Here is a 22,927-nt window from a genome sequence, read left to right on the forward strand (position 1 = left end):
AGGAGCGCCGAAGGCGCGTCTCGAAACCAGGGCGTAACACGACGCCGCCAGCGTTAGCGTGCTCGCAACACGAGACGTCGTACGCCGAAATCTTCGGCACGCAGAGTTCCACCCATCCGGGAGGGACCGCAGCCCGACAGCGTCGTCACTGCTTGCGCCTCCGATGAACCTTGAATCTCTGGAGGTCTCGTGGACGGCTATTACGCGTGGATGCTGGTGTCAGCCTCGCTCGTCCTGATGATGACGGTGCCCGCGTTGGCACTGTTCTACGGCGGCATGAGCCGCTCGAAGTCCGTGCTCAACATGATGATGATGTCGTACGTCTCCCTGGCGATCGTCGGCATCGTGTACGTCCTGTGGGGCTGGTCGATGTCGTACGCCGGGACCGACGTCGCCGGCCTCTTCGCCAACCCGTTCACCGCGTTCGGTCTCAAGGGCGTCGGCGCGGAGAGCTATGTGTACGTCGCATTCCAGCTCACGTTCGCGGTGATCACGGCTGCGCTGATCAGTGGTGCGATCGCCGACCGGGTGAGGTTCTCGGCCTGGCTGGTCTTCTTGCCGATCTGGATCACGATCTCCTACTTCCCGCTCGCACACATGGTCTGGGGCGGTGGCTTCCTCTCGGCTCTGAGCGAGAGCGGCCTCTCGGCCAGGCTGTTCGGCTTCGCCGACGGAGTCGCCAACGTCATACCCCAGGACTACGCGGGCGGCACGGTCGTGCACATCAACGCCGGCATCGCCGGCCTGGTGCTCGCGCTGGTGATCGGCAAGCGGCTCGGGTTCGGCAAGGAGCCGATGAAGCCGCACAACCTCACGCTCACCATGATCGGCGCTGGCCTGTTGTGGTTCGGCTGGTTCGGCTTCAACGTCGGCTCGATCGTCTTCGTCGCCGGTGACGGCGGGGAGAAGGACATCGCCCAGTTCATGTCCGAGACCGGTGTCACCTGGCTCAACACGACGCTGGCCACCTGTGCGGCGATGCTGGGCTGGCTCTTGGTGGAGAAGTTCCGCGATGGCAAGGCGACGTCGTTGGGCGCGGCCTCGGGCATCGTCGCGGGACTGGTGGCGATTACGCCTGCCTGCGGTGCCGTCGACATCTATGGCGCGCTGCTCATCGGGGCACTGGCGGGCGGGCTGTGCTCGTACGCCATTGGCCTCAAGCACCGATTCGGGTTCGACGACTCGCTCGACGTGGTCGGTGTCCACCTGGTCGGCGGTCTCGCGGGCACGATCCTGATCGGTCTGGTGTCGAGTGCGGCAGCGCCCGGAGGCGTGGATGGGCTGTTCTATGGCGGCGGCGTGAAGCCGCTGATCGTCCAGGTGCTCACGGCGCTGTTCGCGATGGCCTGGTCGGCGATCGCGACGCTCGCGGTCGCCCTCCAGATCAAGTACGCGATGGGCTGGCGCATCCACGAGGACGCCGAGGCCGAAGGCATCGACTTCGCCGAGCACGGCGAGTCGGCGTACGACCTCAGCCCGGTCGGGGGACGACGCGGCAGCGTGCTGGCCCCGTCGACCGGAGTGCTCAACGTCAAGGAAAACAAGGAAGAGGTCAGCGCATGAAGTTGGTGACCGCGGTAATCAAGCCGCACAAGTGGGAAGACGTACGCGAGGCGCTGGAGACCTTCGGTGTCACCGGGATGACGGTGTCGGAGGTCAGCGGCTATGGCCGGCAGAAGGGCCATACCGAGGTCTATCGCGGCGCGGAGTACGACATCGCGCTCGTGCCCAAGATCCGCATCGAGATCGTGGTCGACGACACCGATGTCGACGACGTGGTCAACATCGTGGTCAAGTCCGCGCAGACAGGTCGGATCGGTGACGGCAAGGTGTGGGTCGTCCCGGTGGAGACGGTGGTGCGCGTACGCACCGGCGACACCGACCACGCCGCGATCTGAATCCCCCCATGACCGCCGCCGAACGCTCCGCCCGGACACACCAAGCCGACCACCTGTGCCGGCAGGCGTACGAGGCCGCGTTCGGCGGCGATCAGGGGGGTTCAGCCTTCCTCGCGGTCGGGGGCTACGGCCGTGGCGAGTTGGCCCCGCACTCCGACCTCGACGTGGTGCTGGTCCACCTCGACCACGTCGATCCCACCGGAGCCGCCGAACGGATCTGGTATCCGTTGTGGGACTCCGGCACCCGACTCGACCACTCCGTGCGCTCGCTCGCACAGATGACCGAAGCGGCGCAGGCGGACGTACGGGTGGCCCTCGGCTTGCTCGACGCCCGACATCTGGCCGGGGACCCCAATCTCACCCTGCGGCTGCGTACGCAGGTGCTCGCCCAGTGGCGTGCCCAGGCACGCGCCCGGCTGCCCGAGTTGCGTCGCCTCACCGAGGCTCGCCACGAGTTGGTGGGCGAACTCGCGCACGCCTCGGTGCCGGATCTGAAGGAGGCGTACGGCGGCTTGCGCGACGCCACCGTGCTCAAGGCTCTCGTCGCGACCTGGCTCGTCGACGTCCCCCACGTCGAACTCGAGCGATCACGGCGAGTCTTGTTGGACGTACGAGACGAACTGCATGCCCTCACCGGGAGACCGCACGATCGGATTGCGGGGGAGTTGTGGCCCGATCTCGCCCAGCGGCTCGGCCATCCCGACGCGCTCGCGGCGCAACGTGCGGTACGTCTGCACGGCCGCCGGATCACTCATCTGTCCCGACTCACCTGGCGTCGCGTCGACGCGGCCCTCGGGCGGACCGTCGCCTCCTCGAAGCGCCAGCGTCCAGGGCCGTCGATGACACCTATCGCCCCGGGAGTCGCGGTCGCCGGAGGGGAGGTCGTCCTCGAAGCAAAGGTGCGCCCAGGCGACGATCCCACGCTGCTGTTGCGACTCGCGGCCGTGGCATCCGAACGTGACCTGCCGCTGAACCCTGCGGCCGTCGCGCGCCTGGTCCAGGAGGGGACGCGGCTGCCGGACCCGTGGCCGGACGAGGCCCGCGACCAGTTCGTACGCCTGCTCGCCGGCCCCGGCCTCATCGCCGTCTGGGAGACCCTGGACGAGACAGGGGCGGTCGACTCGTTCCTGCCTGACTGGGAGCGGATCCGGCTGTTGCCTCATGCCTCCCAGATCCACCGCTTCACCGTCGACCGTCACGTGGTCGAGACCTGCGCCGAGGCGGCGCGCCTGATCCGTCAGGTCGCGCGTCCCGACGTGTTGCTGGTCGCGGCGCTGCTCCACGACATCGGCAAGGGCGAACTCACCGAGCATTGCGCGGCTGGGGAGCCCATCGCTCGCAGGGCCTCGACGAGGATGGGCTTCAGTGCGGCGGATGTGGAGCGGATCGCGCTCCTCGTACGCCACCACCTGCTGCTCGCCGACCTTGCCACGACCCGTGATCCGGACGACCCCGCCACGCTGGCCGCGTTGGCCGAGGCGGTGCCTGACGTGGAGACGCTGTCCTTGCTCGCCGCGCTCACCGAAGCCGACGCCAGGGCGACATCGCCGCAGGCATGGAGCACGTGGCGGGCGAGCCTGATCCGGAAGCTGGCCGCGCAGGCTGCGGGCCATCTGGTCGCTCCCGGAATGCGCTCGACCGCGACGGTGTCGCTGCAGGTGCCGGCCGCTGTGCGGATCGACCCGGCGTACGTCGACCTGGATCTCGTGGCCGTGCCGGGTGGCACTCGGATCACCGTGGTCGCGCAAGACCGGCTTGGGCTGATGGCTGACGTGGCTGCCTGTCTGGCGCTGCAGCGGACCTCCGTACGCGCCGTGCGGGCGTGGAGCCAAGGTGACATCGCAGTGTCGAGGTGGGAGGTGGCCGACGACCACCTGGACGCCAGGATGCTGCGCCAGCGCATTGAGGCGTTGCGTGCGGGCACCCTGGATGTTCGTGCCCGGCTTCGTGACAACTCGACGGTGGGCTTGCCGCCCACCGTGGCCGTGACGAGCAACGCGTCGTCCGACTCGACCGTGCTTGAGGTGCGCGCCCAAGACCGGCCCGCCGTCCTCTTCACGGTGCTCGACGTATTGGCGCAGATCGGTGTGAGCGTGCGCTCGGCGCACGTCGACACGCTTGGCCCGCAAGCCGTCGACGTCTTCTATCTTCAGGAGGAGTCCGCGGGGGCGCTCAGCGAAGAGCGGGCGGTGCGCGCGGCGGCCGTCGTGCGCCGTGCCCTCGGGGGTTGAGCGGACCGTGGTGCGCTCAACCCCCGGCGAGCCGGGTGCTTAGCGGCCCGATCGGGGGCTGAGTTGGTCGTGCGCGTGTGTCTCGGGTGCTGGAGCGGACTGTGGTGCGCTCAACCCCCGGCGAGCCGGGTGCTTAGCGGCCCGATCGGGGGCTGAGTTGGTCGTGCGCGTGTGTCTCGGGTGCTGGAGCGGACTGTGGTGCGCTCAACCCCCGGAAAGGTCGGGCGCGCGGGCGCTCACACATCCACCACCACCGCCAGCACGACGAGCGACAGGCTCACGGACACGCAAGGCCCCCACCACCCGTTGAGCAGCAACAATGGCAGGGCCGTCAGCAACCAGACATCGAAGCCGCGCAGCAGGCTGCTGAACAAACCGGTCGGTACGGCACCCGCCGGAGTCGACACCATCGGCTTGGCGTAATCAGGCGCCGGGGAGGTCACCCATCGTGTCGCCGCCGAGAGTGCGGATAGCGCGACCGCCGCAGCGAGCGCCCAACCCTGGGCCGGTGTCCAGGAGTCGAGCCACGACGGCGCCGCAGCCGCCGCGAAGCAGATCAGCAGTAGGCCGGGATTGATCACGTGCTCGGTGAGGGCGGCGCGCCCGGAGAAGGGCAGCATCCGGATGAGGCTCGGCCCCCGGGAGAGCACGCGCAGTCCTGCGAGCAGGGGAACTGCCGCTACGAAACCCACCAGCGCGGCCACCACCGGTGTGAGCCGGCCGGCGCCGGCAGCGCCAACGGCGTACGGCACCAGCAGCGACCCCGCCAGGACCAGAGCCGGCTGCGGACTGCGCCGAAGCCGCACCAGGTCGCGGTGCCACAAGGCTGCTGCGCCGCGCCAGCGACCGGGTCTGCTGATGACGCGAGCCGCGGAGTTCCAGCGTCGATCCAAGAGGACGTCGAAGAGCAATCCGAGGTCGAGTGCGGCCAACGCGCCAGACAGGCTGGTGAACAGCCGCTGCGTGATGGCCAACACGCGGCGGTAGGAGGATGCCAGCGCCTGGTCGGCCCGCCGGGCGAACATCACCGCGAACACTGCTGTTGCGCCCACGAAGCCGGCAGCGATCCAGGTGGCGTGCGCCCAGTCGAGCCGGATCCCACCTGTTGCCGCCGCCCCGAGAATCAGCCACAACGCGAGCGACGAGGCCCACCAGATCCCGTGTGCGACTCGCGAACTCGAGAGTTGGCTCACTGCGGCCAGCCCGACCAAGCCGGTGGACAGGAGTCCTGTGCCGACCGCCACTGCGGACCCCGTCACCGGCCCAGTGGCGCCGAAGAGGATGATCGGCACGGGCACGAGAGACCCAGCAACCAGGGCCAGCAGCAGGGCGCGTACGAGCGCCGGTCGCAGCAAGGACCTGCGGTCCACGGGCGTGCTCAGCAGCCAGGTGGCTGCCGCGGGCGGACAAAAGATCGGGCCGAGCAGCCGAGCCGCTCCCAAGACCAGCACCCCGGTCGCGAACACACTGAGCACCGGAAGTAGCCCACGAGCATCCGCACATTGCCGATCGCACGTCGCATCCCAGATGTCACGCAGCCCGAGCAGCGCGCTGACTGCCATCGAGCCCAGCACGAGCGCCGAGAAGATCACGGTGTACGCCTCCGAGATCGCCTCGCCCCAACCCAGATCCGCCCGCCCGCGTCGCCAATGACGGATCTCCGAGCGCAGTTCTGCCGCGCTCGCAGCGAGGGCGACCTCGCTCATGTTGCGTCCGAGATCGGTTCTGCCTGCTCGGAGGCTTTGCGGCCGAGCGTGATGACCCGGTCGCAGACCTTCTCGACCAGCGCCTGGTCATGACTGGCCAGCAGCACCGCGACACCCTTGGCCTTCTCGGCGAGCAGCCGATCCCCAAGCCACGCCACGCCCTCCACGTCGAGTCGTTGCTCCGGCTCGTCCAACACCAGCACACGGCGCGGGCGTACGAACACCGATGCCAACAGCAACCGGCGCCGTTGCCCAGAACTCAAGGTGGAGGGGAGTTGGCCGGACACCTCGACCAGGCCGAGTTCGTGCAGCACCGCGTCCACGATCGGCTCGGGATCGTCTGACCCGTGAGCGCGCGCCATCAGATCGAGGTGCTCGACCACCGACAGGTCAGGAAAGAAGTCGATGTCATCCATCAACACGGCCAGTTTGCGGCGGATGTCGGGATGCCGCTCATCGAGCGTGCTGTCGTCGAGCACGATGTCGCCGCCGGTCGGCTCCTGCAGGCCGCAAATGCACCGCAGCAGGGTCGACTTCCCCGAACCGTTGGGGCCGACCAGGGCCACCGCTTCACCGGCTTCGACCTCCACGTCGATGGCGTCGAGGATCGTACGATCGCCGTACCTGACCGTGATCGCACGCGCGGACAGCAGGGGCGTCACCTGGATCTCAACGCTTCTTGATGCGCGCCGCGCGCGGCGTGCCGTCGGGATTGCGAAGGATGCGTACGCGGTCGTCCTCGTCGTCGTCCGGGGTCCGGGTTACCGGACCCTGGTTGAAGTGCTCCTTGATATCGCGCTGCTGGCGCGCCTTGCCCGGATCGAAGACATCGATCATGTTGCCGAAAGCGTCGCCCAGACCCGCCGATCCTGCGCCGGCGTTGCGGATCATCCGGCCACCGAGCGCTGCGACGACGATCAGGCCCACCACAAGGAAGGCGATCGCGAACACCAGAGCCAGCACAGGTCAAGGCTAGGCTGTTCCCTCAAGTCCACTGCACCCTCAGCCGTTCGGGATAGATCACTTGTTCGCCACACTCTCCGACCGTCTCGCCGACACCTTCAAGAATCTGCGAGGCAAGGGCCGTCTCTCCGAGGCCGACATCGATGCCACCGCACGCGAGATCCGGATCGCGCTGCTCGAAGCAGACGTCGCGCTGCCGGTCGTCAAGGAGTTCGTCGGCGCCATCAAGGAGCGCGCCCGCGGCGAAGAGGTCTCCCAGGCGCTCAATCCCGCCCAGCAGATCGTCAAGATCGTCAACGAGGAACTCGTCGAGATCCTGGGTGGCGAGACCCGTCGACTCCGTTATGCCAAGACCGGCCCCACCGTCATCTTGCTCGCGGGGCTTCAAGGTGCGGGCAAGACCACCTTGGCGGCCAAACTCGCGCTCTGGCTCAAGGGCCAGGGCAAGACGCCGGTCCTGGTGGCCGCCGACCTCCAGCGCCCCAACGCCGTGCAGCAGTTGCAGGTCAACGGTGAGCGGGCGGGCGTACCCGTCTTCGCTCCCGAGCCCGGCAATGCGGCAGGGATCGAGCACGGTGGCGACCCGGTCGCCGTAGCCCGCGCCTCCATTGAAGAGGCCAAGCGCAAGCTCTACGACGTCGTGATCATCGACACCGCGGGTCGTCTCGGCGTCGACGCGGAGTTGATGAAGCAGGCCGCAGACATCCGCGACGCGGTCCAGCCCGACGAGGTGCTCTTCGTCGTGGACGCGATGATCGGTCAGGATGCCGTCAACACGGCGCTGGCCTTCCGCGACGGCGTCGGCTTCGACGGTGTCGTGTTGACCAAACTCGACGGTGACGCGCGCGGCGGTGCGGCGCTGTCGATCCGCTCGATCACCGGTCAGCCGATCATGTTCGCCTCCGCAGGGAGAAGCTCACCGACTTCGACCTCTTCCACCCCGACCGGATGGCCGGCCGAATCCTCGACATGGGCGACATGCTCACCCTGATCGAGCAGGCCGAGAAGACCTTCGACCAGGAGAAGGCACTCAAGGCCGCGCGAGAAGCTCAGCGGCCAGGGCGGCGAGTTCACCCTCGACGACTTCCTGGAGCAGATGCAGCAGGTACGCAAGCTCGGCTCCATGCAGAAGATCATGGGGATGTTGCCCGGGATGGGGCAGTTCCGTGAGCAGTTGGAAGGCTTCGACGAGCGCGAGATCGACCGCATTCAGGCGATCATCTTCTCGATGACCCCCGGCGAGCGGGCCAACCCCAAGATCATCGACGGGTCCAGGCGCCAGCGCATCGCCAAGGGTTCTGGGCGCACCGTCAACGACGTCAATACCCTTGTCGATCGCTTCTTCGAGGCCCGCAAGATGATGTCGTCGTTGGCGCGTGGCGGCGGCCTTCCGGGGATGCCCGGGATGCCGGGCATGCCGGGCGCGGGTGGTGGTCGCGGCAAGCAGAAGGCCAAGCAGAAGCCGGCCAGGGGGCGTCGAGTCTCCGGCAACCCCGCGAAGGCGGCTCAGGCCGCCAAGGCCGCACAGGAGAAGGCTGCCCAGGAGAAGGCAGCCAACCCGTTCGGCAACCCCGGTGGCGAGGAGATCGACTACGCCAAGGCTGCCGAGCAACTCAACCTGCCCAAGGGCTTCGACAAGTTCCTCAAGTGACGCGGCTGCTGATCATCGACGCCGCCAACGTCGTCGGCGCGCGTGCCGACGGCTGGTGGAAGGACCGCGCCGGCGCCGCCGCGCGACTCCACGACGATCTCCTGCACGCCGACCTGCCGCACGAGGAGGTCACGTTGGTGCTGGAAGGTCAGGCCAAGCAGGGCGTACGCGCCGGAGGTGCTGCGTCGTTGCGGGTCGTACACGCCTCCAAGGACGGCGACTCCGAGATCGTGCGCCAAGCGGAGTCGGGCCATGCCCGCGGCTGTCGGGTGGAGGTCGTGACCGCCGATCGAGCCCTCGGCGCCAACCTGGCTCGCTATGCCACCACGCTCGGCCCCACCTGGTTGCTCGACCGACTCTGATCTGGTGACTACGGTCGGAGCATGAGTGCTCTGCGATTTCGCGGCCCGATCCTTCCCGACGGCGAGTCTCGCGACCTCTACGTCGTCCGCGGCACGATTACGTACGAACCCCAACCCGGCGCTGAGACGGTCGTCGAAGGCTGGATCGTCCCTGGTCTCGTCGACGCGCACTGCCATCTCGGCCTGGACGACTTCGGCCCCTCGACCGTCGACGAGACCGAAGAGCAGGCGATTGCCGATCGCGACGGGGGAGCGCTGCTGATCCGGGACGCCGGCTCGGCGGCCGACACTCGCTGGATCCAGGCTCGCGACGACCTGCCTCGGCTGATCAGGTGTGGTCGCCACATCGCCCGCAGTCGGCGCTATATCCGCCACTACGCGTGGGAGGTCGAGCCCGAGGAGCTACCCGCGTACGCCGCGCAGGAGGCGCGCGCCGGTGACGGCTGGATCAAACTCGTCGGCGATTGGATCAGCCGCGATGAGGGCGACTTGGCGCCGAGCTTCCCCGCCGAGGCTTTCGCTGCGGCCATCAACGCCGCGCACGCCGAGGGCGCCAAGGTCACCGCGCACTGCTTCGGCGCCGGGGTCCTGCCCGGTCTGATCGAGGCCGGCATCGACTGCCTGGAGCATGGCACCGGATTGTCGGAAGACCTGATCGACGCGATGGTGGCGAGGGGCACGGCCTTGGTGCCCACGATCATGCAACTCGACAAGTTCCCCGAGCATGCCGCCGCGGGTGCGGAGCGGTTCCCCGTCTACGCGGAGACGATGACCGACCTCTATGCCCGGATGCCCGCCACGATCATGTCGGCGTACGAAGCCGGCGTGCCGATCTACGCAGGCTCGGACGGCGGCGGCATCAGCCGGCACGGCAACATCGCCGGTGAGGTCGAGGCGCTGCACCGGATCGGAATGCCCGCCGCTGATGCTCTGGCCGCCGCCTCCTGGCGTGCGCGCGAGTGGCTGGGGCATCCCCTGCTCGGGGAGGGGGATCCAGCCGACTTCGTGGTCTATCGCAGCGACCCGCGCGCGGATCTGTCGATCCTGCGGGCGCCGTCAGCCGTGGTGCTGCGCGGTCAGGTCGTCGCGGGCGGCTGAGCGCGACTCTCGTACGGCCGCGAACGTCCAGATCTTGTTGAGTACGAACGACAGCGGCGTGATCAGCCCGATCACGATCAACTGAGCCCAATACAGACGCGTCAGCCAGATCGAGGAATCGTCGAACAGATCGTGGGGTAGGGCCAAGGGTGATCCCCGGTGCATCAGCAGGGTCAGCAGCAGCAGGCCCACCCCCTGCGTGAGCAGGCCGACCGTGAGGAACGGGACGTACTCACGCCACCAACCGGCTGCCCCCGATGACCGGAACGTCCATTGCCGGTTGAGTTGGAAGTTCCACAGGTTCGCCACGAAGAAGGCGACGGTGGAGTACGCGTGGTACCACCGCACGTGGAAGTCGGTGGGCCGCAGCGACACGACGTCGGCCTCCGCGTCCGGACCGAACTGGTTCACCAGGATCACCACGAGCAGGTTGACCAGCACACCGCTGGCGCCGACGGCCGCGAAGCGTGCCAGCAGGATCCAGTTGCGGCGGTGCAGCCGGCTTCGCAGGCTCGTCACGCGACCTTCTTCGGACGGCTGAAGAAGAGGATCAGGAGGACGACCAGCCAGAGGGCGCCGATGCCGCCGAGCAGGAACGTGCCGACGATGCCGGCGAACATCCCGCCGAAGAACGAGGCGAAGCGCGGCGCCTTCCCGATCTCGACGTCCCCTCCGCCGTCGGCTTTGCATGTGATTGACACCGCGGTGGAGTGCGGCGTGAAGGTCCAGGCTCCGCGCATCTCGACGGAGCCGAACGTACGCGTGTAGCCCGCCAACGGTGTCGCCATCGTCAACTCCTCGGCCGACTCCAAGTCGGTGATCGTGCAGTCGGCGCTTGACTCGACGAGTGGCTCCCACACCATCCGTGGTTCGGTGCCCTCCAACGCGATGGGATGCGGCTGACCGTCACGTGCGACCCGGGCGTCCGTGTGGCTCATCCCTTTGAGCAGCAGCACCATCATCACCACGAAGACGGTCACCGCCAGGGCAAGCATGATCGCCGGACCGAGGAACCACTTGACGTTCGGACGGAACTTCACGGGTGGGGCTGGCGTGTAGGACACCCGCACATCGTGCCCGAGGTGTCGCGAGTTAGTCCGACAACTCTCGGATGGGCACGTCGGCGGCGGGTTGGTAGATGACCAGCGCGCAGTTGGACTTCACCAACTCTTCGCCCACTTGCTGCCCCGTATGACGATCGAACACCCTGCGCCAGATCTCGTTGCTCCGAAAGACCTCGCCGTGATGGCGTACGAACTCCTCGCGCCGGGCCTCGACCTTGTAGGAGTGCGCCGGAGTCCGATCGGCGAGGAGTTCCCCGTGCAGATAGCGCTCGCCGACGCCCACGCGAAGCGCGAAGGTGAGGTCGGTGTCGTTGCGTACGACCAGGTCGACGTAGTTGTAGACGATCGAGCACCCCACCCCCCACGGCAGCACCCGGCCGGCGTCAGGGAACGGGTCGAAGGAGTGCTCCGAGCGTTCGACGATGGTCAATGGCGAGTGCAGGAACATCCAGTGCAGCAGGTTCGCCAGTTGACAGATGCCGCCGCCGACACCCGCTTCGGCTTCACCGTTGGAGAGTTTCATCCCGTCGACATAGCCCTTGCGGCGGGTACAGTTCCCGACGACATGGTTGAACGAGAAGGTCTCGCCCGGCGCGATCACCACGCCGTCGACCTGCGCTGACGCGAGCCGCAGGTTGGTCACCTTGCTGTGCTGCAGGTGCATCTGGTCGGGGTCGAGTTCGCGCAACAACAGCGAGGCGTGCCGCTTGATGCGTACGGGGGTCTCGCTCTCGGCCTTGCCCGCCCAGCGCACCCGTCCGCTGACACCGTCTCGCAGCCACAGGACGCGACGTTTGGCGCGCAGCACCCGCATCGCGACGGGGAAGAGCCAGGGGTGGCGCTGCGTCAACCGTGGCGGTGCGCTCAATCGCGGCGGGAGGGTGAACTGGCTCACGCTCCCATTGACGCACATTGGCCACATCAGGTTGCTCACGTTGCGGATCTCGAACCCGTCGAAGCCCAGCGCAGGGGTTGTTGCACGGGCTGTGCCCCGGGGCTTGTTTTCGCGGCGGCCCCACGCCGGAGCAACCGGCGGCGGATGCGCGTGACGCTGATGGGAAGGCTGACACACGTTTGCACTGTTGAGTAAAAACTTAGTCAACATTCCCGCAATGCCTTGTCAGAGCGGTGCGGGTCTCACCAAGATGGCCGCAGGGCCACCTGGGTGCTGGGGTTTGAGGTGTTGCCGACGGATGGGTGGGGTCATCCGATCGGGGCGTGGACACGCAGGGATGCGGACTGTCCGCTGCGGCCACGACGAAGTGGGGGCTTCACGTGTCTGAACAATTGCAGGGAATTTCACGACGCAGACTGGCGCAGGGGGCGGCTTGGGCCGCGCCGACGATCGTGTTGGCCACCGCCGCGCCTGCACTGGCTGCCAGCGATATGCCGGCGTGCCCAACGTGTCTCAACGCCGGTGTCGGTGGCCTCTTCACCGCGCAGGCGATTGCTGCTCTTGGCACTGCCAACGTCTCGGGCACGTCCGGGTTCAACGTCGACTCGACCGGCTGCGACCTGAGCCTGTTCGTGCCGACGTACACCACCGCCGGACTCGGCGGCACCATGACGTGGTCGGACGGCAGCACCACCGCTATGTCGGCGGTCGCGCTCGGGGGCGGCACATTGGGCCAGATCAGCGCGATCAGTGGCAACTACACGACCAACAACGCGACGTTCCCCGACGGGTTCTACGGGGGGACGCTCGGCAAACACCCGACGAAGTTGTGCTTCGACGTGCAGATGTTCTTCATGTTGATCGGGATGATCCCGATGCCCGCATGCAACTACCGCATCTGCTACGACATCTGCGGAGTCGTGGGTGTTGGAGTCATCGGCTTCGGCACCGGGACGGTGAACTGGACCGGGACCTTGTGCAACGGCACGGTCACGCCGCTGTAGCCCGGTCAGGTCGCGGGCGCCCCGGCGATTTTTGAGGTGCGCCACCCCTGAGGCCCGGGGTTGAATGCGGAGATGAGCAACCTTCTCCCCATGCTGGATTTGCGTGTCGTCGCCGGCGACCTGGAGTTGCGGGGGATCAGCGACGACGACCTGGGCGTGCTTGCCGACGTCGCGCTCGGCGGAGTGCACGACCCGGCACGTACGCCGTTCACTGTGCCGTGGACCGATGCGCCGGCTGAGGAATTGCCGCTGCGCTTCGCGCAGTACCACTGGCGTACGCGTGCCGACTGGTCACCGGATTCCTGGGCGCTCAATCTGGGTGTCTGGCTGGACGGACGTTTGCTCGGAGTGCAGGGCTGCACCGCGTCCGACTATCTGGTCACGCGAACGGCCGAAACCGGGTCCTGGCTCGGACGGGCTGCTCAAGGCCGTGGAATCGGGACGCGGATGCGACAGATGCTGTGCGCGTTCCTCTTCGACCACCTTGACGCCGCGGTCATCACCTCGGGCTACTTCGTCGACAATCCCGCGTCTGGAGCGGTGTCGCGCAAGGTGGGCTATCGCGAGAATGGTGTCGAACGGCGACAACGTCGCCCCGGTGAGCTTCGCGTCGTGCCAGCACATGGTGCTGTCGCGTGACGATTTCGTACGGGGGGAGCCGATCGAGGTGCACGGGCTGGCCGCTTTCCGGCTCTCGATCGGCCTCGATTCGGACTGACTCGCCTGCTCTGGCACAATCGCGCGTTGAGTCGTGGCGTCGTACGGACCCTCTCACCCGGACGGCGCAGCGCCCCTCGAGACCACCGACGAAGGTATCCCCACCTGGGTTCGGTGCCTCATCACGTACACAAGATTCCAAGGAGACACCCACACGTGTCCGTCAAGATCCGTTTGAAGCGCCTGGGCAAGATCCGGGTGCCGCAATACCGCATCGTCGTCGTCGACTCGCGCAAGAAGCGCGACGGTCGCGTCCTCGAAGAGATCGGCAAGTACCACCCCAAGGAGGACCCCTCCTATATCGAGGTCAACTCGGAGCGGGCGCTGTACTGGCTCGGTGTCGGCGCGCAGCCGTCCGACCCGGTGGCCGCGATCCTCAAGGTGACCGGCGACTGGCAAAAGCACAAGGGTGAGCCCGGCGCTGAGGGCACCCTGAAGGTCAAGGAGCCCAAGCGCTCCAAGCTCGACATCTTCAACGAGGCGCTGGCCCAGGCGGCCAACGAGCCGAAGACCGAGGCCGTGACGAAGAAGTCGTCGAAGGCAGCCCAGAAGGCCGAAACTCCGGCCGAGGAGGCGCCTGCCGTGCCCGCCGACGAGACCCCCGAGGGTGCTGCCGAAGCTGCTGAGGCCGCTGAGGAGATCACCGCCGAGGACGCCGGCAAGAGCGAGTCGTGACCATGCTTGCCGAAGCGCTTGAGCATCTCGTCCGGGGCGTCGTGGACAACCCCGACGAGGTGAGCGTGCGTGACAAGCAGTTGCGTCGCGGCTCAGTGCTGGAGGTCCGGGTCAACCCCGCCGACCTTGGCAAGGTGATCGGCCGCAACGGGCGTACGGCCACCGCGTTCCGCACGGTCATCTCGGCCCTCGCGGGCCGTGACGGCGCGCGGATCGACTTCGTGGACGTGGACCGCGGCCGTTAGGCCGCGGGGAGCGGAGACGAACAATCGGGCTCAGCGTGGACGTGGACCGCGGCCGTTAGGCGATCGCAAGACAGAACGGGCGTCACCTTCGGGTGGCGCCCGTTCTGCTTTCTGCAGCTGTTGGAGTCCCCGGCTGGCCGGTGACTTTCACGGTTAGTAACCAATGCATCGGTTACACACCATGAGACTCCCCGGCCAGCCGGGGACTCCAACAGCGTGGTGCGCCCCGATGCACACCCCCGCACCCAGGAGACTGGACCCGTGGATCTCGTCCTGATCAGACACGCCCAATCGAGCAACAACCACCTCTGGGCCCAGACTGGGGGCACCAGTGGTCGCGACCCCGAACCCGATCTCACCGAACTCGGCGAGCAGCAGGCCGAGGCCCTGGCGCAGTGGGCGCGATCGTCCTGGTTGGCCCCGCGCGCGATCTATTCGAGCCTGATGACTCGGGCGCTCCGCACCGCAGCGCCTCTGGCGCAAGCCCTTGATGTGGCGCTGATCGGTCACAGCGCGGCGTACGAGGTCGGTGGCCCCTACGTCGAGGACGATGAGGGGGTTCGCCGTCACCACCCGGGCATCGGCCGCGACGCGGCAATCGGTCTGGCGCCGACGCTGAGTTGGCCGGACGACGTTGAGCCGGGCTCGTGGTGGTCGGGGCCGGTGGAGGACGGCGCGGATGCCGTACGCCGGCGCGCGGCCAACGTGATCGCCGACCTGGATCGCCGACACCCGGGAGAGCAGCAGGTGGCGCTCGTGACGCACGGCTTCTTCACCCAGTTCCTGGTCCAGAGCCTGCTCGGGATCCCCGACATGACGGGATGGATCCGGATCAACAACACCGGCGTCAGTCGCATCCACGTGGACGGCACGGTCCGCATCGCCGTCGACATCAATCGCCTGGATCACCTGACGGGCGACCAGATCACAGACTGACTAGGCTGCGGTGCGTGGATCCGGTCGAGGTAGTGGTGGGTCGCGTCGGCAAACCGCATGGCCTTCGCGGTGAGGTGACGATCGACGTACGCACCGACGAGCCCGACGCGCGCTTCGCGCCCGGAGTGGTGCTCAGAGTCGAGCCCCCGCGCGGATCAGCCTGGTCGGCCAGGACCGTCACGGTGACCAGCACGCGATGGCATCAAGGGATTCTGCTGGCCAGGTTCGAGCAGGTCGCCGACCGCACTGGGGCTGAGGGCGCGCGCGGGCTGATCCTGTACGCCGACATCCCCGCTGACGCGACACCCGAGGACCCCGACGAGTTCTACGACCACCAACTCGTGGGGCTCACGGCGTACGACCTGGACACCGACACGGTGCTGGGGACTGTGACAGCGATCGCGCACAACGCGGCCCAGGACCTGCTGACGATCCGTACGCCCGACGGTCGCGACGCCCTCGTGCCGTTCGTGACCGCGCTCGTGCCCGAGGTCGACGTTGGAAACGGCCGCATCGTGATCGCGGATCGTCCGGGCTTGGTGACGCCCTTCCCCGAGGACTGAGGCGACGTGCGCATCGACGTCCTCTCGATCTTCCCGGACTATCTGGCACCACTGAAACTCTCGTTGCCGGGCAAGGCGATCGAGTCTGGCCTCCTCGAACTCCGTGTGCACGACCTTCGTGACTGGACGACTGATCGCCACCGCACCGTCGACGACACGCCCTACGGCGGCGGCGCGGGCATGGTGATGAAACCCGAGCCCTGGGGTGCGGCGTTGGGTGAGGTTGCAGCCGGGGCGACCATCATCTTCACCACCCCCGGTGGCGCACCCTTCACCCAAGCGATGGCGCACGAACTCGCTACTCACGACCACCTCGTCTTCGCCTGCGGGCGCTATGAGGGCATCGACCAGAGAGTGATCGAACACGCCGCCACGATCGGCGAGGTCCGCGAGATCTCGCTGGGCGACTACGTGCTCAACGGCGGAGAAGTGGCCGCGTTGGCGATCACCGAGGCGGTCGTACGTCTGCTCCCGGGATTCATGGGCAACGCCGAGTCGCTGGTGGAGGAGTCGCACGAGGACGGGCTGCTCGAATACCCCGTCTACACCAAGCCCGCCTTGTGGCACGGCCGCGAGGTGCCGTCCGTCCTGCTGAGCGGCGATCACGGGCGCATCGCCGAGTGGCGACACGAGCAGCGGATCAGGCGTACGGCCGAGCGTCGCCCCGACCTGGTGCCTGCCAGCCAGGTCTCAGGCGAGTGGGCCATCGAGTCCGCGCACCCGGCCGACGCGCCCGAGTTGCTGGTGCTCCAGCGTGCCTGCTGGATGCAGGAGGCGCTGGCCAACGACCACCTCGGCATCCCGGCGCTGCACGAGGATCTCGATGACGTACGGGCGTGGCTGGGCGTGTGGAACACATCGCTCGTACGCGTGGCCGGACGCCTCGTGGGCGCTGTTCGGGCGCGGCTGGTCGAGGACGCCTGGGACATTGGTCGCATCATGGTGGCCCCGGACCTGCAAGGCCGCGGTCTGGGTCGAGCTTTGCTGGAGCACGCCGAGCGACAGGCGCCGCCGACGGCACGTCGGCTCGTGCTCTTCACCGGTGCGCGCAGCGAGCGCAACATCCGGATGTATCGCAAGGCCGGTTATCGGCCCGTCCCTGACGGCCAGAGCCCCGACGACGGGGGCCGTTGGGCCGGGCGCGTCCTCCTGGTCAAGCGGATTTCTCGCTGACGCCTGTCCTCTGGCAGACTTCCGCCTTGGTCCACACCAGTGCTGAGATCGCCCGGAGACACGCCCCGGGGATCGCCGAGCCGCACCTGCCACAGGGGGCGCGCCGGCCGGCCGTCACGGAGGACCGCACCACCGTACGCAACTATCCGCGAGCGACCTGTGGCGATCGCGAGGAGCAGATATGAACCCGCTCGTTTCCGAGATCGGTGCCGCCGCGAAGCGCACCGACGTCCCCGACTTCCGCGCCGGCGACACCGTCAAGGTCCACGTCAAGGTCATCGAGGGCAGCCGTTCGCGTGTCCAGGTGTTCCAGGGCGTCGTGATCCGCGTGCACGGTGCCGGTGTCGGACGCACCTTCACCGTCCGCAAGGTCTCGTTCGGCGTCGGTGTCGAGCGCACCTTCCCGCTGAACTCCCCGATCTTCGAGCAGATCGAGGTCGTGACCCGCGGTGACGTACGCCGCGCCAAGCTCTACTACCTGCGCAACCTGCGCGGCAAGGCTGCCAAGATCAAGGAGCGTCGCGAGGCGTGATCGGACGGCCTGCGTTTAGGCTTCCTGCGTGACTACCGAAGACCGCGAAGACCTCCCCGCTCAAGAGCAGGAGGATTCGCGGTCTTCGCATTCCAACGGCGAAAGTCGGGACAAGGAACAGCTCCCGTTGTGGCAGGAGACGATCCTGCTGCTCGGAGTGGCTTTGGGTCTGGCCATCCTGATCAAGGCCGTGCTCGTCCAGGCGTTCTACATCCCTTCGGAATCGATGGAGCCCGGGCTGGTCAAGAACGACCGGATCCTGGTGCAGAAGGTCTCCTACTGGGGCAGCGCGAGCCCGCAACGCGGTGACGTGGTGGTCTTCAAGGATCCGGGCGGCTGGCTGCCGCCCATGCCGAAGACCGGTGCGCGTGCCGTGGTCACCAACGTGATGGCCAAGATCGGGCTCTATCCCGAGGGCGGGCACTTGGTGAAGCGCGTCATCGGTGTCGCGGGCGACAAGATCAAGTGTTGTGACGCCAAGGGACGCATCATGGTCAACGGCACCCCGCTCGACGAGGGGTCGTACGTCAAGGTCGACGACCCCAACACCCCCGAAGACGAGGACGGTCAGTGCCGGGGCCCGATGAAGGGCACCTGCAAGTGGACTGCCGGACCGGTCCCGGAGGGTCACCTCTTCGTGATGGGCGACAACCGGGCACATTCGGCGGACTCGAGCTATCACCTGTGCGCGCCGCAGGCCACCGACTGCGTCGACAGCGATGCGTACGTCCCGGTGGGGGACGTCGTCGGCAAGGTCTTCGTCGTGTTGTGGCCGGCCAACCACTTCCGCTGGGTGACGCGTCCCGACGACTTCACCGAGGTCACCAGTCCTTGAGCGACCTTCCCCGCGGAGCGACCGTACGTCGTGACTCCGGGATCTATGGCTACGAGCGCGCGCTGCATCGCGTGGGCATCGAACCCGTCGCGGGTGTCGACGAGGCCGGTCGTGGTGCATGTGCGGGTCCGCTCGTCGCCGGTGCGGTGATCCTGCGGCCGGGCAAGGCCGGACAGATCCCTGGCCTGGCTGATTCCAAACTGCTGACGCAGGCCGCGCGAGAGCGCGTCTATGCCCAGGTCGTACGCCGGGCGTTGGCCTGGTCGGTCGTCTCGGTGTCGGCCGCAGAGTGCGATCGACTCGGCATGCATGTGGCCAATCTGGAGGCGCTGCGCCGGGCGGTGGCACTGCTGGGCACCCGGCCGGCGTACGTGTTGACCGACGGGTTCCCCGTCGACGGCTTCGACGTGCCGGGGTTGGCTATCTGGAAGGGCGACCGGGTCGCCGGCTGCATCGCGGCCGCCTCGGTGATCGCCAAGGTCACGCGCGATCGGCTGATGACGCACGCCCACGACGACTTTCCCGACTGGGCGTTCGATGTGCACAAGGGCTATATCACCGACCTGCACACCGCGCGGCTGCTGGCCCACGGGCCCTCGGCGATCCACCGCTGGCGCTTTGTCAATGTACGTCGAGCCGCCGGACTCGAGGTCGAGTCGCTAGATTCGACCACTGCGGATGTGGGCACTGCGGATGCGGGGCCGCGAGCGTCCCAAGATCACGAGCAGAGGCTGGAGAGATGAGCACCGAGGATCTCGAGAAGTACGAGGCCGAGATGGAGCTGACGCTCTATCGCGAGTACCGCGACGTCGTGGGCATCTTCAAGTACGTCGTGGAGACCGATCGTCGCTTCTACTTGTGCAATCAGGCCGACATCAAGGCGCGCACCGAGGCCGGTGACGTGTTCTTCGAGGTGACCATGACCGATGCCTGGGTCTGGGACATGTACCGCCCGGCGCGATTCGCCAAGAACGTGAAGGTGCTGACGTTCAAGGACGTCAACATCGAGGAGTTGTCGCCGTCGGAGATCGACCCACCGAAGGCCTGAACTCGCCACTTCCTCTCCACAGGCAGCTCTTCACGCCACGTTCTCCACAGGCGTCGACCTGATCACCTCCCAACGTCGGTCCGTGCCGTCATCGTCGTGTCTCGAAGGAGGTCACGATGGAGACTTCGAGGACGGCGGCGCGACGCAGCGCTTTGGGCCGATATGGAGAACGGGTCGCGGCACGGCATCTGGTCGAGGCCGGCATGACGGTGCTCGATCGCAACTGGCGCTGCCGCCAGGGTGAGATCGACCTGGTCGCACGCGAGGGCGAGGTGCTGGTCGTGTGCGAGGTCAAGACGCGTACGTCGGACGCCTGCGGCAGCCCGCATCAAGCTGTGACCGAGGACAAACTCGCCAGACTCCGCCGCCTTGCGGCGGCCTGGGTGGCCGCGCACCAGGCGAAACCGCAGGGGATCCGCATCGATCTGGTGGCCGTGATGCGACCGCCCAAGGGTGCCGCGGTCATCGACCATGTCAGGGGGTTGGGCCAATGAGCGTCGCGACCACCAAGTGCGTGAGCCTGCGCGGCACGATGGGCCAACTGATCGACGTGCAGGTCGACGTGTCGCCGGGGATGGTGGCCACCGTGATCAGTGGCCGCGCCGACCCGACCTTGAGCGAGGGACGGGATCGGGTTCGGATGGCGGTGATCAATTCCGGTCGCAAGTGGCCCAACGAGCGGCGTACGACCGTGTTGTTGGCTCCGGCAGAAGTCCCGAAATCGGGCACCCACTTCGACCTCAGCATCGCGATCGGCGTGCTGGCCGTGACCGATCAACTCAAAGGGGGGCGTTTCCACGACGCCGTCTTCATCGGCGAACTCGCCCTCGACGGTGGCCTGCGATGCGTCCCCGGCGTCTTGCCGATGACCCTGGCAGCCGCGTCCCAGGGCATCCGTCGGGTGTACGTGCCCGAGCCGCAGGCGGCCGAGGCGGCATTGGTGCCGGGCATCGAGGTGTTCGGGATGCGCAGCCTTGCCCAAGTCGCGGCCGAGGTGTGCGGCGAGGAGGTCCCCGAGGCCGCACCGATTGCGCCGCTGACCGCCCAGCCCCTGCTCAGATGGCAGGGACAGGACCGCTCCGACTCCCTGGATCTTTGCGACCTGGAGGGCGTCAGTGACGCCAAGTTCGCCCTGGAGGTGGCCGCGGCTGGTGGTCACCACCTGATGTTCACCGGCCCGAAGGGCACCGGCAAGACGTCCCTGGCCGAGCGACTCCCGGGTCTGCTACCGGATCTCAAGCCGGAGCAGGCCCTCGAACTCTCGGTGATCAACTCACTCTCCGGCACCTTCCAAGCCGGTGCCGGGCTCCCGACCAGACCACCGTTCACCGCACCACACCACCACGCCTCCCGGACCAGCCTGCTGGGTGGCGGCAGCGGGAGGGTGCGGCCCGGGGAGGTCAGCCGGGCACATCATGGCGTGCTCTTTTTGGATGAATTTCCGCTACTGGCCACGGACGTGATCGAGGCCTTGCGCCAGCCGTTGGAGAGCGGTGAGGTGACGATCGCCCGGGGGGAGGAGTCCGCGACCTATCCGGCTCGCGGGATGGTGGCCTTGGCGTGCAACCCGTGCCCGTGTGGGGAGTGGAACGCCGAGCCGACCAACGACTGCACGTGCAGCAGGGTGCAGCGACGCGACTATGCCCGCAAGCTCGAAGGCCCGCTCATCGATCGGATCGACATCGTCAGGCAGGTCCACCCGGAGCCGACCGGTTTCGGTGCTCACTCGGGCCCGCGGCCGGAGGGCAGTGCGCGCGTGGCGCAGCGGGTGCTGGCGGCCCGACAGCGTCAGGCCGAGCGGTATGCCGGGCACGGGTTCAGTCTCAACGCGCATGTGCCGGCGTCGTCGATCGAAGAGCACTGGCCGATTTCGGCACCGGCGAGCCGACGTCTCGACGAGGTGGCCCGGTCCGGTCGACTGAGTCGTCGTGGGCTGGTCCGAGTCAGCAGGATCGCCTGGACGCTCGCGGACCTGCGCGGGATCGAGCGTCCAGGACTGGCCGAGTTGGACGTGGCGTTGGCCCTGCGGCTGGGCGATCCCCTCGCGGACACCACGTTCAGGAGAGTGGGATGACACCCTCACACGCTGAGCGTTGCGCTCGTCTTCGGCTGCTGCGCGCCGCCGACGTCGGAGACCTGCGGCTGCTGGAGCACGTACGCGAGCGCGGCGCCGAGGAGATGGTCGGACTGCTGCGCGCCGGGTCCCGGGCGTCGGCCGCGTCGGCCGAGGTCGTGGCCAGGCTCGACGCAGTCGATCCCGAGTCAGAGATCGCGGCCGGTCACGCCCTCGGAGCACGTTTTGTGATTCCCGGTGACGCCGAGTGGCCGAACCGACTCCATGACCTTGCGCGCATCACCGTCACACCACGCAAGGGCGGGGTGCCGCTCGGGCTGTGGGTGCGTGGTCCGCTTGGTCTCGATGAGTTGGAGCATTCGCTGTCGATCGTCGGCACCCGAGCCGCTACGCCCTATGGCACCTCGGTCGCCGCTGAGATCGCCGCGACGTGTGCCAGCGTGGGTCTCGTCGTGGTGTCCGGGGCGGCGTTCGGCGTGGACTATGCCGCGCACCGAGGAGCGGTGACCGTCGGTGGGCACACCGTCGCCGTGCTCGCCTGTGGTGTCGACAAGCACTATCCGGTCCAGCACGAGGAGATGCTGGAGCATCTGGCCCGCACGAGCGCTGTGGTCTCCGAAGCGCCCTTGGGCGCGCACTGTCAACGGCAGCGGTTCCTGGCGCGCAACCGCATCATCGTGGCGCTGACGCAAGGCACCGTGGTGGTCGAGGCGGCCCTGCGCAGCGGTGCGCTCAACTCCGCAGAGTGGGCCGACAAGTTGATGCGTCCCGCGATGGGAGTCCCAGGTCCGGTGACGAGCGGCGTGTCGTCGGGCGTCAACGACTATGTGCGCAACGGCAAGCTCACGCTCGTCACGCGCGGAGAGGAGGTGCTCGAACAGGTGAGCCCCATGGGGGTCGCCTTGCTGGCGCAACGCCGCGGTGAGGAGCGGGCCTATGACGCCTTGGACGAGGATCAGCAGAAGGTGTTCGAGGTCTTGCCCGCGCGCGATGCGCTCGATCTCGTCAGCATCGCTCGTGAAGCGCTGATGGACCGCGACGACGCTGCGTTCATCCTGGGTGAGCTCGCACGTGGGGAGTGGGTGATCAACGAAGGCGACGACGCCAACGGGCCCTGGCGGATCACTTCGCCGGGAGTGGCGGATCGGGCGGCGTCTTGAACGACGACGAGCCGCGTGGGCTGGTTCGGGTGCGGTGTTGCGCCCGGGTGAGGAGAGCTTCGCGGCGTACGGTCGGGGCGTGAGTGAACCGACCGAG

Annotated in this window: 25 protein-coding genes and 2 pseudogenes; 21 read left to right on the forward strand and 6 right to left on the reverse strand. The window is 67.6% G+C overall.

Features of this window, described 5'->3' with window-relative positions; genetic code table 11:
• Positions 1–189 precede the first annotated feature (189 nt).
• From V9G04_04780 to V9G04_04790, 3 genes are read left to right on the forward strand one after another with little or no spacing between them, the layout of a single operon-like run.
• Positions 190–1,563: an ammonium transporter gene (locus V9G04_04780; protein MEI2712613.1), complete on the forward strand. Its 1,374-nt coding sequence runs from the start codon at positions 190–192 to the stop codon at positions 1,561–1,563.
• Entirely contained in the window at positions 1,560–1,898 is a 339-nt protein-coding gene (locus V9G04_04785; protein ID MEI2712614.1) for a P-II family nitrogen regulator, read from the forward strand. Before V9G04_04780 ends, V9G04_04785 begins: the two co-directional genes overlap by 4 nt.
• An 8-nt stretch (positions 1,899–1,906) precedes the next feature.
• Positions 1,907–4,129, forward strand: coding sequence for a [protein-PII] uridylyltransferase (locus V9G04_04790; protein MEI2712615.1), 2,223 nt, complete (start codon positions 1,907–1,909; stop codon positions 4,127–4,129).
• Positions 4,130–4,365: 236 nt separating this feature from the next.
• Here the strand turns inward: V9G04_04790 and V9G04_04795 are convergent, their stop codons facing one another.
• The 3 genes from V9G04_04795 to V9G04_04805 are packed head-to-tail and all read right to left on the reverse strand — an operon-like array spanning position 4,366 to position 6,798.
• Positions 4,366–5,835 carry a DUF6297 family protein gene (locus V9G04_04795; protein MEI2712616.1) on the reverse strand — a complete coding sequence of 490 codons (1,470 nt, stop codon included), beginning with the start codon at positions 5,833–5,835 and terminating at the stop codon, positions 4,366–4,368.
• Positions 5,832–6,497: a heme ABC exporter ATP-binding protein CcmA gene (ccmA, locus tag V9G04_04800; GenBank protein MEI2712617.1), complete on the reverse strand. Its 666-nt coding sequence runs from the start codon at positions 6,495–6,497 to the stop codon at positions 5,832–5,834. The genes V9G04_04795 and ccmA overlap by 4 nt, the downstream gene beginning before the upstream one ends.
• Before the next feature lie 7 nt (positions 6,498–6,504).
• Positions 6,505–6,798 carry a hypothetical protein gene (locus tag V9G04_04805; protein MEI2712618.1) on the reverse strand — a complete coding sequence of 98 codons (294 nt, stop codon included), beginning with the start codon at positions 6,796–6,798 and terminating at the stop codon, positions 6,505–6,507.
• Between the two features lie 61 nt (positions 6,799–6,859).
• Here V9G04_04805 and ffh point away from each other — a divergent pair.
• The 3 genes and pseudogenes from ffh to V9G04_04820 all read left to right on the forward strand — a co-directional run bounded on the left by ffh (position 6,860) and on the right by V9G04_04820 (position 9,909).
• Positions 6,860–8,449 (forward strand): annotated as a pseudogene (gene ffh, locus V9G04_04810) (signal recognition particle protein).
• Positions 8,446–8,811 carry a hypothetical protein gene (locus tag V9G04_04815; protein MEI2712619.1) on the forward strand — a complete coding sequence of 122 codons (366 nt, stop codon included), beginning with the start codon at positions 8,446–8,448 and terminating at the stop codon, positions 8,809–8,811. Before ffh ends, V9G04_04815 begins: the two are co-directional and overlap by 4 nt.
• 21 nt (positions 8,812–8,832) lie before the next feature.
• Positions 8,833–9,909: an amidohydrolase family protein gene (locus V9G04_04820; GenBank protein ID MEI2712620.1), complete on the forward strand. Its 1,077-nt coding sequence runs from the start codon at positions 8,833–8,835 to the stop codon at positions 9,907–9,909.
• Here the strand turns inward: V9G04_04820 and V9G04_04825 are convergent.
• Genes V9G04_04825 through V9G04_04835 form a run of 3 tightly spaced genes read right to left on the reverse strand, consistent with a single transcriptional unit; the run spans position 9,868 to position 11,868 of the window.
• Positions 9,868–10,428: a GtrA family protein gene (locus tag V9G04_04825; protein ID MEI2712621.1), complete on the reverse strand. Its 561-nt coding sequence runs from the start codon at positions 10,426–10,428 to the stop codon at positions 9,868–9,870. The two genes, V9G04_04820 and V9G04_04825, sit on opposite strands and share 42 nt — an antisense overlap.
• Positions 10,425–10,973 carry a hypothetical protein gene (locus V9G04_04830; protein MEI2712622.1) on the reverse strand — a complete coding sequence of 183 codons (549 nt, stop codon included), beginning with the start codon at positions 10,971–10,973 and terminating at the stop codon, positions 10,425–10,427. The genes V9G04_04825 and V9G04_04830 overlap by 4 nt, the downstream gene beginning before the upstream one ends.
• 28 nt (positions 10,974–11,001) lie before the next feature.
• Positions 11,002–11,868 carry a VanW family protein gene (locus tag V9G04_04835; protein MEI2712623.1) on the reverse strand — a complete coding sequence of 289 codons (867 nt, stop codon included), beginning with the start codon at positions 11,866–11,868 and terminating at the stop codon, positions 11,002–11,004.
• Between the two features lie 380 nt (positions 11,869–12,248).
• Between V9G04_04835 and V9G04_04840 the strand changes: the two genes are divergently transcribed.
• The 15 genes and pseudogenes from V9G04_04840 (at position 12,249) to V9G04_04910 (ending at position 22,830) form a co-directional block, all read left to right on the forward strand.
• Positions 12,249–12,872, forward strand: a complete 624-nt coding sequence (locus tag V9G04_04840; GenBank protein ID MEI2712624.1) for a hypothetical protein — start codon at positions 12,249–12,251, stop codon at positions 12,870–12,872.
• A 72-nt stretch (positions 12,873–12,944) separates the two neighbouring features.
• The gene (locus tag V9G04_04845; protein MEI2712625.1) at positions 12,945–13,511 is read left to right on the forward strand and encodes a GNAT family N-acetyltransferase; all 567 of its coding nucleotides are present in this window, start codon (positions 12,945–12,947) and stop codon (positions 13,509–13,511) included.
• A 234-nt stretch (positions 13,512–13,745) separates the two neighbouring features.
• Positions 13,746–14,264: a 30S ribosomal protein S16 gene (gene rpsP, locus V9G04_04850; protein ID MEI2712626.1), complete on the forward strand. Its 519-nt coding sequence runs from the start codon at positions 13,746–13,748 to the stop codon at positions 14,262–14,264.
• Between the two features lie 2 nt (positions 14,265–14,266).
• A complete protein-coding gene (locus tag V9G04_04855) occupies positions 14,267–14,509 on the forward strand; it encodes an RNA-binding protein (protein ID MEI2712627.1) in 243 nt (80 codons plus the stop codon).
• Positions 14,510–14,770: 261 nt separating this feature from the next.
• Positions 14,771–15,445 (forward strand): histidine phosphatase family protein, encoded by a 675-nt coding sequence (locus V9G04_04860; protein MEI2712628.1) that lies wholly within the window; start codon positions 14,771–14,773, stop codon positions 15,443–15,445.
• Between the two features lie 14 nt (positions 15,446–15,459).
• A complete protein-coding gene (gene rimM, locus V9G04_04865; protein MEI2712629.1) occupies positions 15,460–16,008 on the forward strand; it encodes a ribosome maturation factor RimM in 549 nt (182 codons plus the stop codon).
• Between the two features lie 6 nt (positions 16,009–16,014).
• Positions 16,015–16,680 (forward strand): annotated as a pseudogene (gene trmD, locus V9G04_04870) (tRNA (guanosine(37)-N1)-methyltransferase TrmD).
• A gap of 93 nt (positions 16,681–16,773) precedes the next feature.
• Complete coding sequence (locus V9G04_04875; GenBank protein MEI2712630.1) at positions 16,774–17,181, forward strand: GNAT family N-acetyltransferase; 408 nt, start codon at positions 16,774–16,776, stop codon at positions 17,179–17,181.
• Between the two features lie 181 nt (positions 17,182–17,362).
• Positions 17,363–17,713, forward strand: coding sequence for a 50S ribosomal protein L19 (gene rplS / locus V9G04_04880; protein MEI2712631.1), 351 nt, complete (start codon positions 17,363–17,365; stop codon positions 17,711–17,713).
• 28 nt (positions 17,714–17,741) lie between these two features.
• The gene (lepB, locus tag V9G04_04885; protein ID MEI2712632.1) at positions 17,742–18,548 is read left to right on the forward strand and encodes a signal peptidase I; all 807 of its coding nucleotides are present in this window, start codon (positions 17,742–17,744) and stop codon (positions 18,546–18,548) included.
• On the forward strand, positions 18,545–19,291 hold the full coding sequence (locus tag V9G04_04890; GenBank protein ID MEI2712633.1) for a ribonuclease HII: 747 nt from the start codon (positions 18,545–18,547) through the stop codon (positions 19,289–19,291). The genes lepB and V9G04_04890 overlap by 4 nt, the downstream gene beginning before the upstream one ends.
• Complete coding sequence (locus V9G04_04895; GenBank protein MEI2712634.1) at positions 19,288–19,596, forward strand: DUF2469 domain-containing protein; 309 nt, start codon at positions 19,288–19,290, stop codon at positions 19,594–19,596. Before V9G04_04890 ends, V9G04_04895 begins: the two co-directional genes overlap by 4 nt.
• Positions 19,597–19,712: 116 nt before the next feature.
• A complete protein-coding gene (locus V9G04_04900; protein ID MEI2712635.1) occupies positions 19,713–20,090 on the forward strand; it encodes a YraN family protein in 378 nt (125 codons plus the stop codon).
• Complete coding sequence (locus tag V9G04_04905) at positions 20,087–21,670, forward strand: YifB family Mg chelatase-like AAA ATPase (protein MEI2712636.1); 1,584 nt, start codon at positions 20,087–20,089, stop codon at positions 21,668–21,670. Before V9G04_04900 ends, V9G04_04905 begins: the two co-directional genes overlap by 4 nt.
• On the forward strand, positions 21,667–22,830 hold the full coding sequence (locus V9G04_04910) for a DNA-processing protein DprA (GenBank protein MEI2712637.1): 1,164 nt from the start codon (positions 21,667–21,669) through the stop codon (positions 22,828–22,830). Before V9G04_04905 ends, V9G04_04910 begins: the two co-directional genes overlap by 4 nt.
• Positions 22,831–22,927 lie beyond the last annotated feature (97 nt).

It is taken from the genome of Nocardioides sp. (genome assembly GCA_037045645.1).
In the GTDB taxonomy this organism is placed as follows: domain Bacteria; phylum Actinomycetota; class Actinomycetes; order Propionibacteriales; family Nocardioidaceae; genus Nocardioides.

What these genes read in the sequence shown, in the direction of transcription:
- V9G04_04785 (MEI2712614.1), top strand. Translation starts at nt 1,560, where the DNA reads ATGAAGTTGGTGACCGCGGTAATCAAGCCGCACAAGTGGGAAGACGTA.
- V9G04_04790 (MEI2712615.1), top strand. Translation starts at nt 1,907, where the DNA reads ATGACCGCCGCCGAACGCTCCGCCCGGACACACCAAGCCGACCACCTG.
- V9G04_04795 (MEI2712616.1), bottom strand. Translation starts at nt 5,835, where the DNA reads ATGAGCGAGGTCGCCCTCGCTGCGAGCGCGGCAGAACTGCGCTCGGAG.
- V9G04_04820 (MEI2712620.1), top strand. Translation starts at nt 8,833, where the DNA reads ATGAGTGCTCTGCGATTTCGCGGCCCGATCCTTCCCGACGGCGAGTCT.
- V9G04_04845 (MEI2712625.1), top strand. Translation starts at nt 12,945, where the DNA reads ATGAGCAACCTTCTCCCCATGCTGGATTTGCGTGTCGTCGCCGGCGAC.
- V9G04_04855 (MEI2712627.1), top strand. Translation starts at nt 14,267, where the DNA reads ATGCTTGCCGAAGCGCTTGAGCATCTCGTCCGGGGCGTCGTGGACAAC.
- V9G04_04875 (MEI2712630.1), top strand. Translation starts at nt 16,774, where the DNA reads ATGCAGGAGGCGCTGGCCAACGACCACCTCGGCATCCCGGCGCTGCAC.
- rplS (MEI2712631.1), top strand. Translation starts at nt 17,363, where the DNA reads ATGAACCCGCTCGTTTCCGAGATCGGTGCCGCCGCGAAGCGCACCGAC.
- V9G04_04895 (MEI2712634.1), top strand. Translation starts at nt 19,288, where the DNA reads ATGAGCACCGAGGATCTCGAGAAGTACGAGGCCGAGATGGAGCTGACG.
- V9G04_04900 (MEI2712635.1), top strand. Translation starts at nt 19,713, where the DNA reads ATGGAGACTTCGAGGACGGCGGCGCGACGCAGCGCTTTGGGCCGATAT.
- V9G04_04905 (MEI2712636.1), top strand. Translation starts at nt 20,087, where the DNA reads ATGAGCGTCGCGACCACCAAGTGCGTGAGCCTGCGCGGCACGATGGGC.
- V9G04_04910 (MEI2712637.1), top strand. Translation starts at nt 21,667, where the DNA reads ATGACACCCTCACACGCTGAGCGTTGCGCTCGTCTTCGGCTGCTGCGC.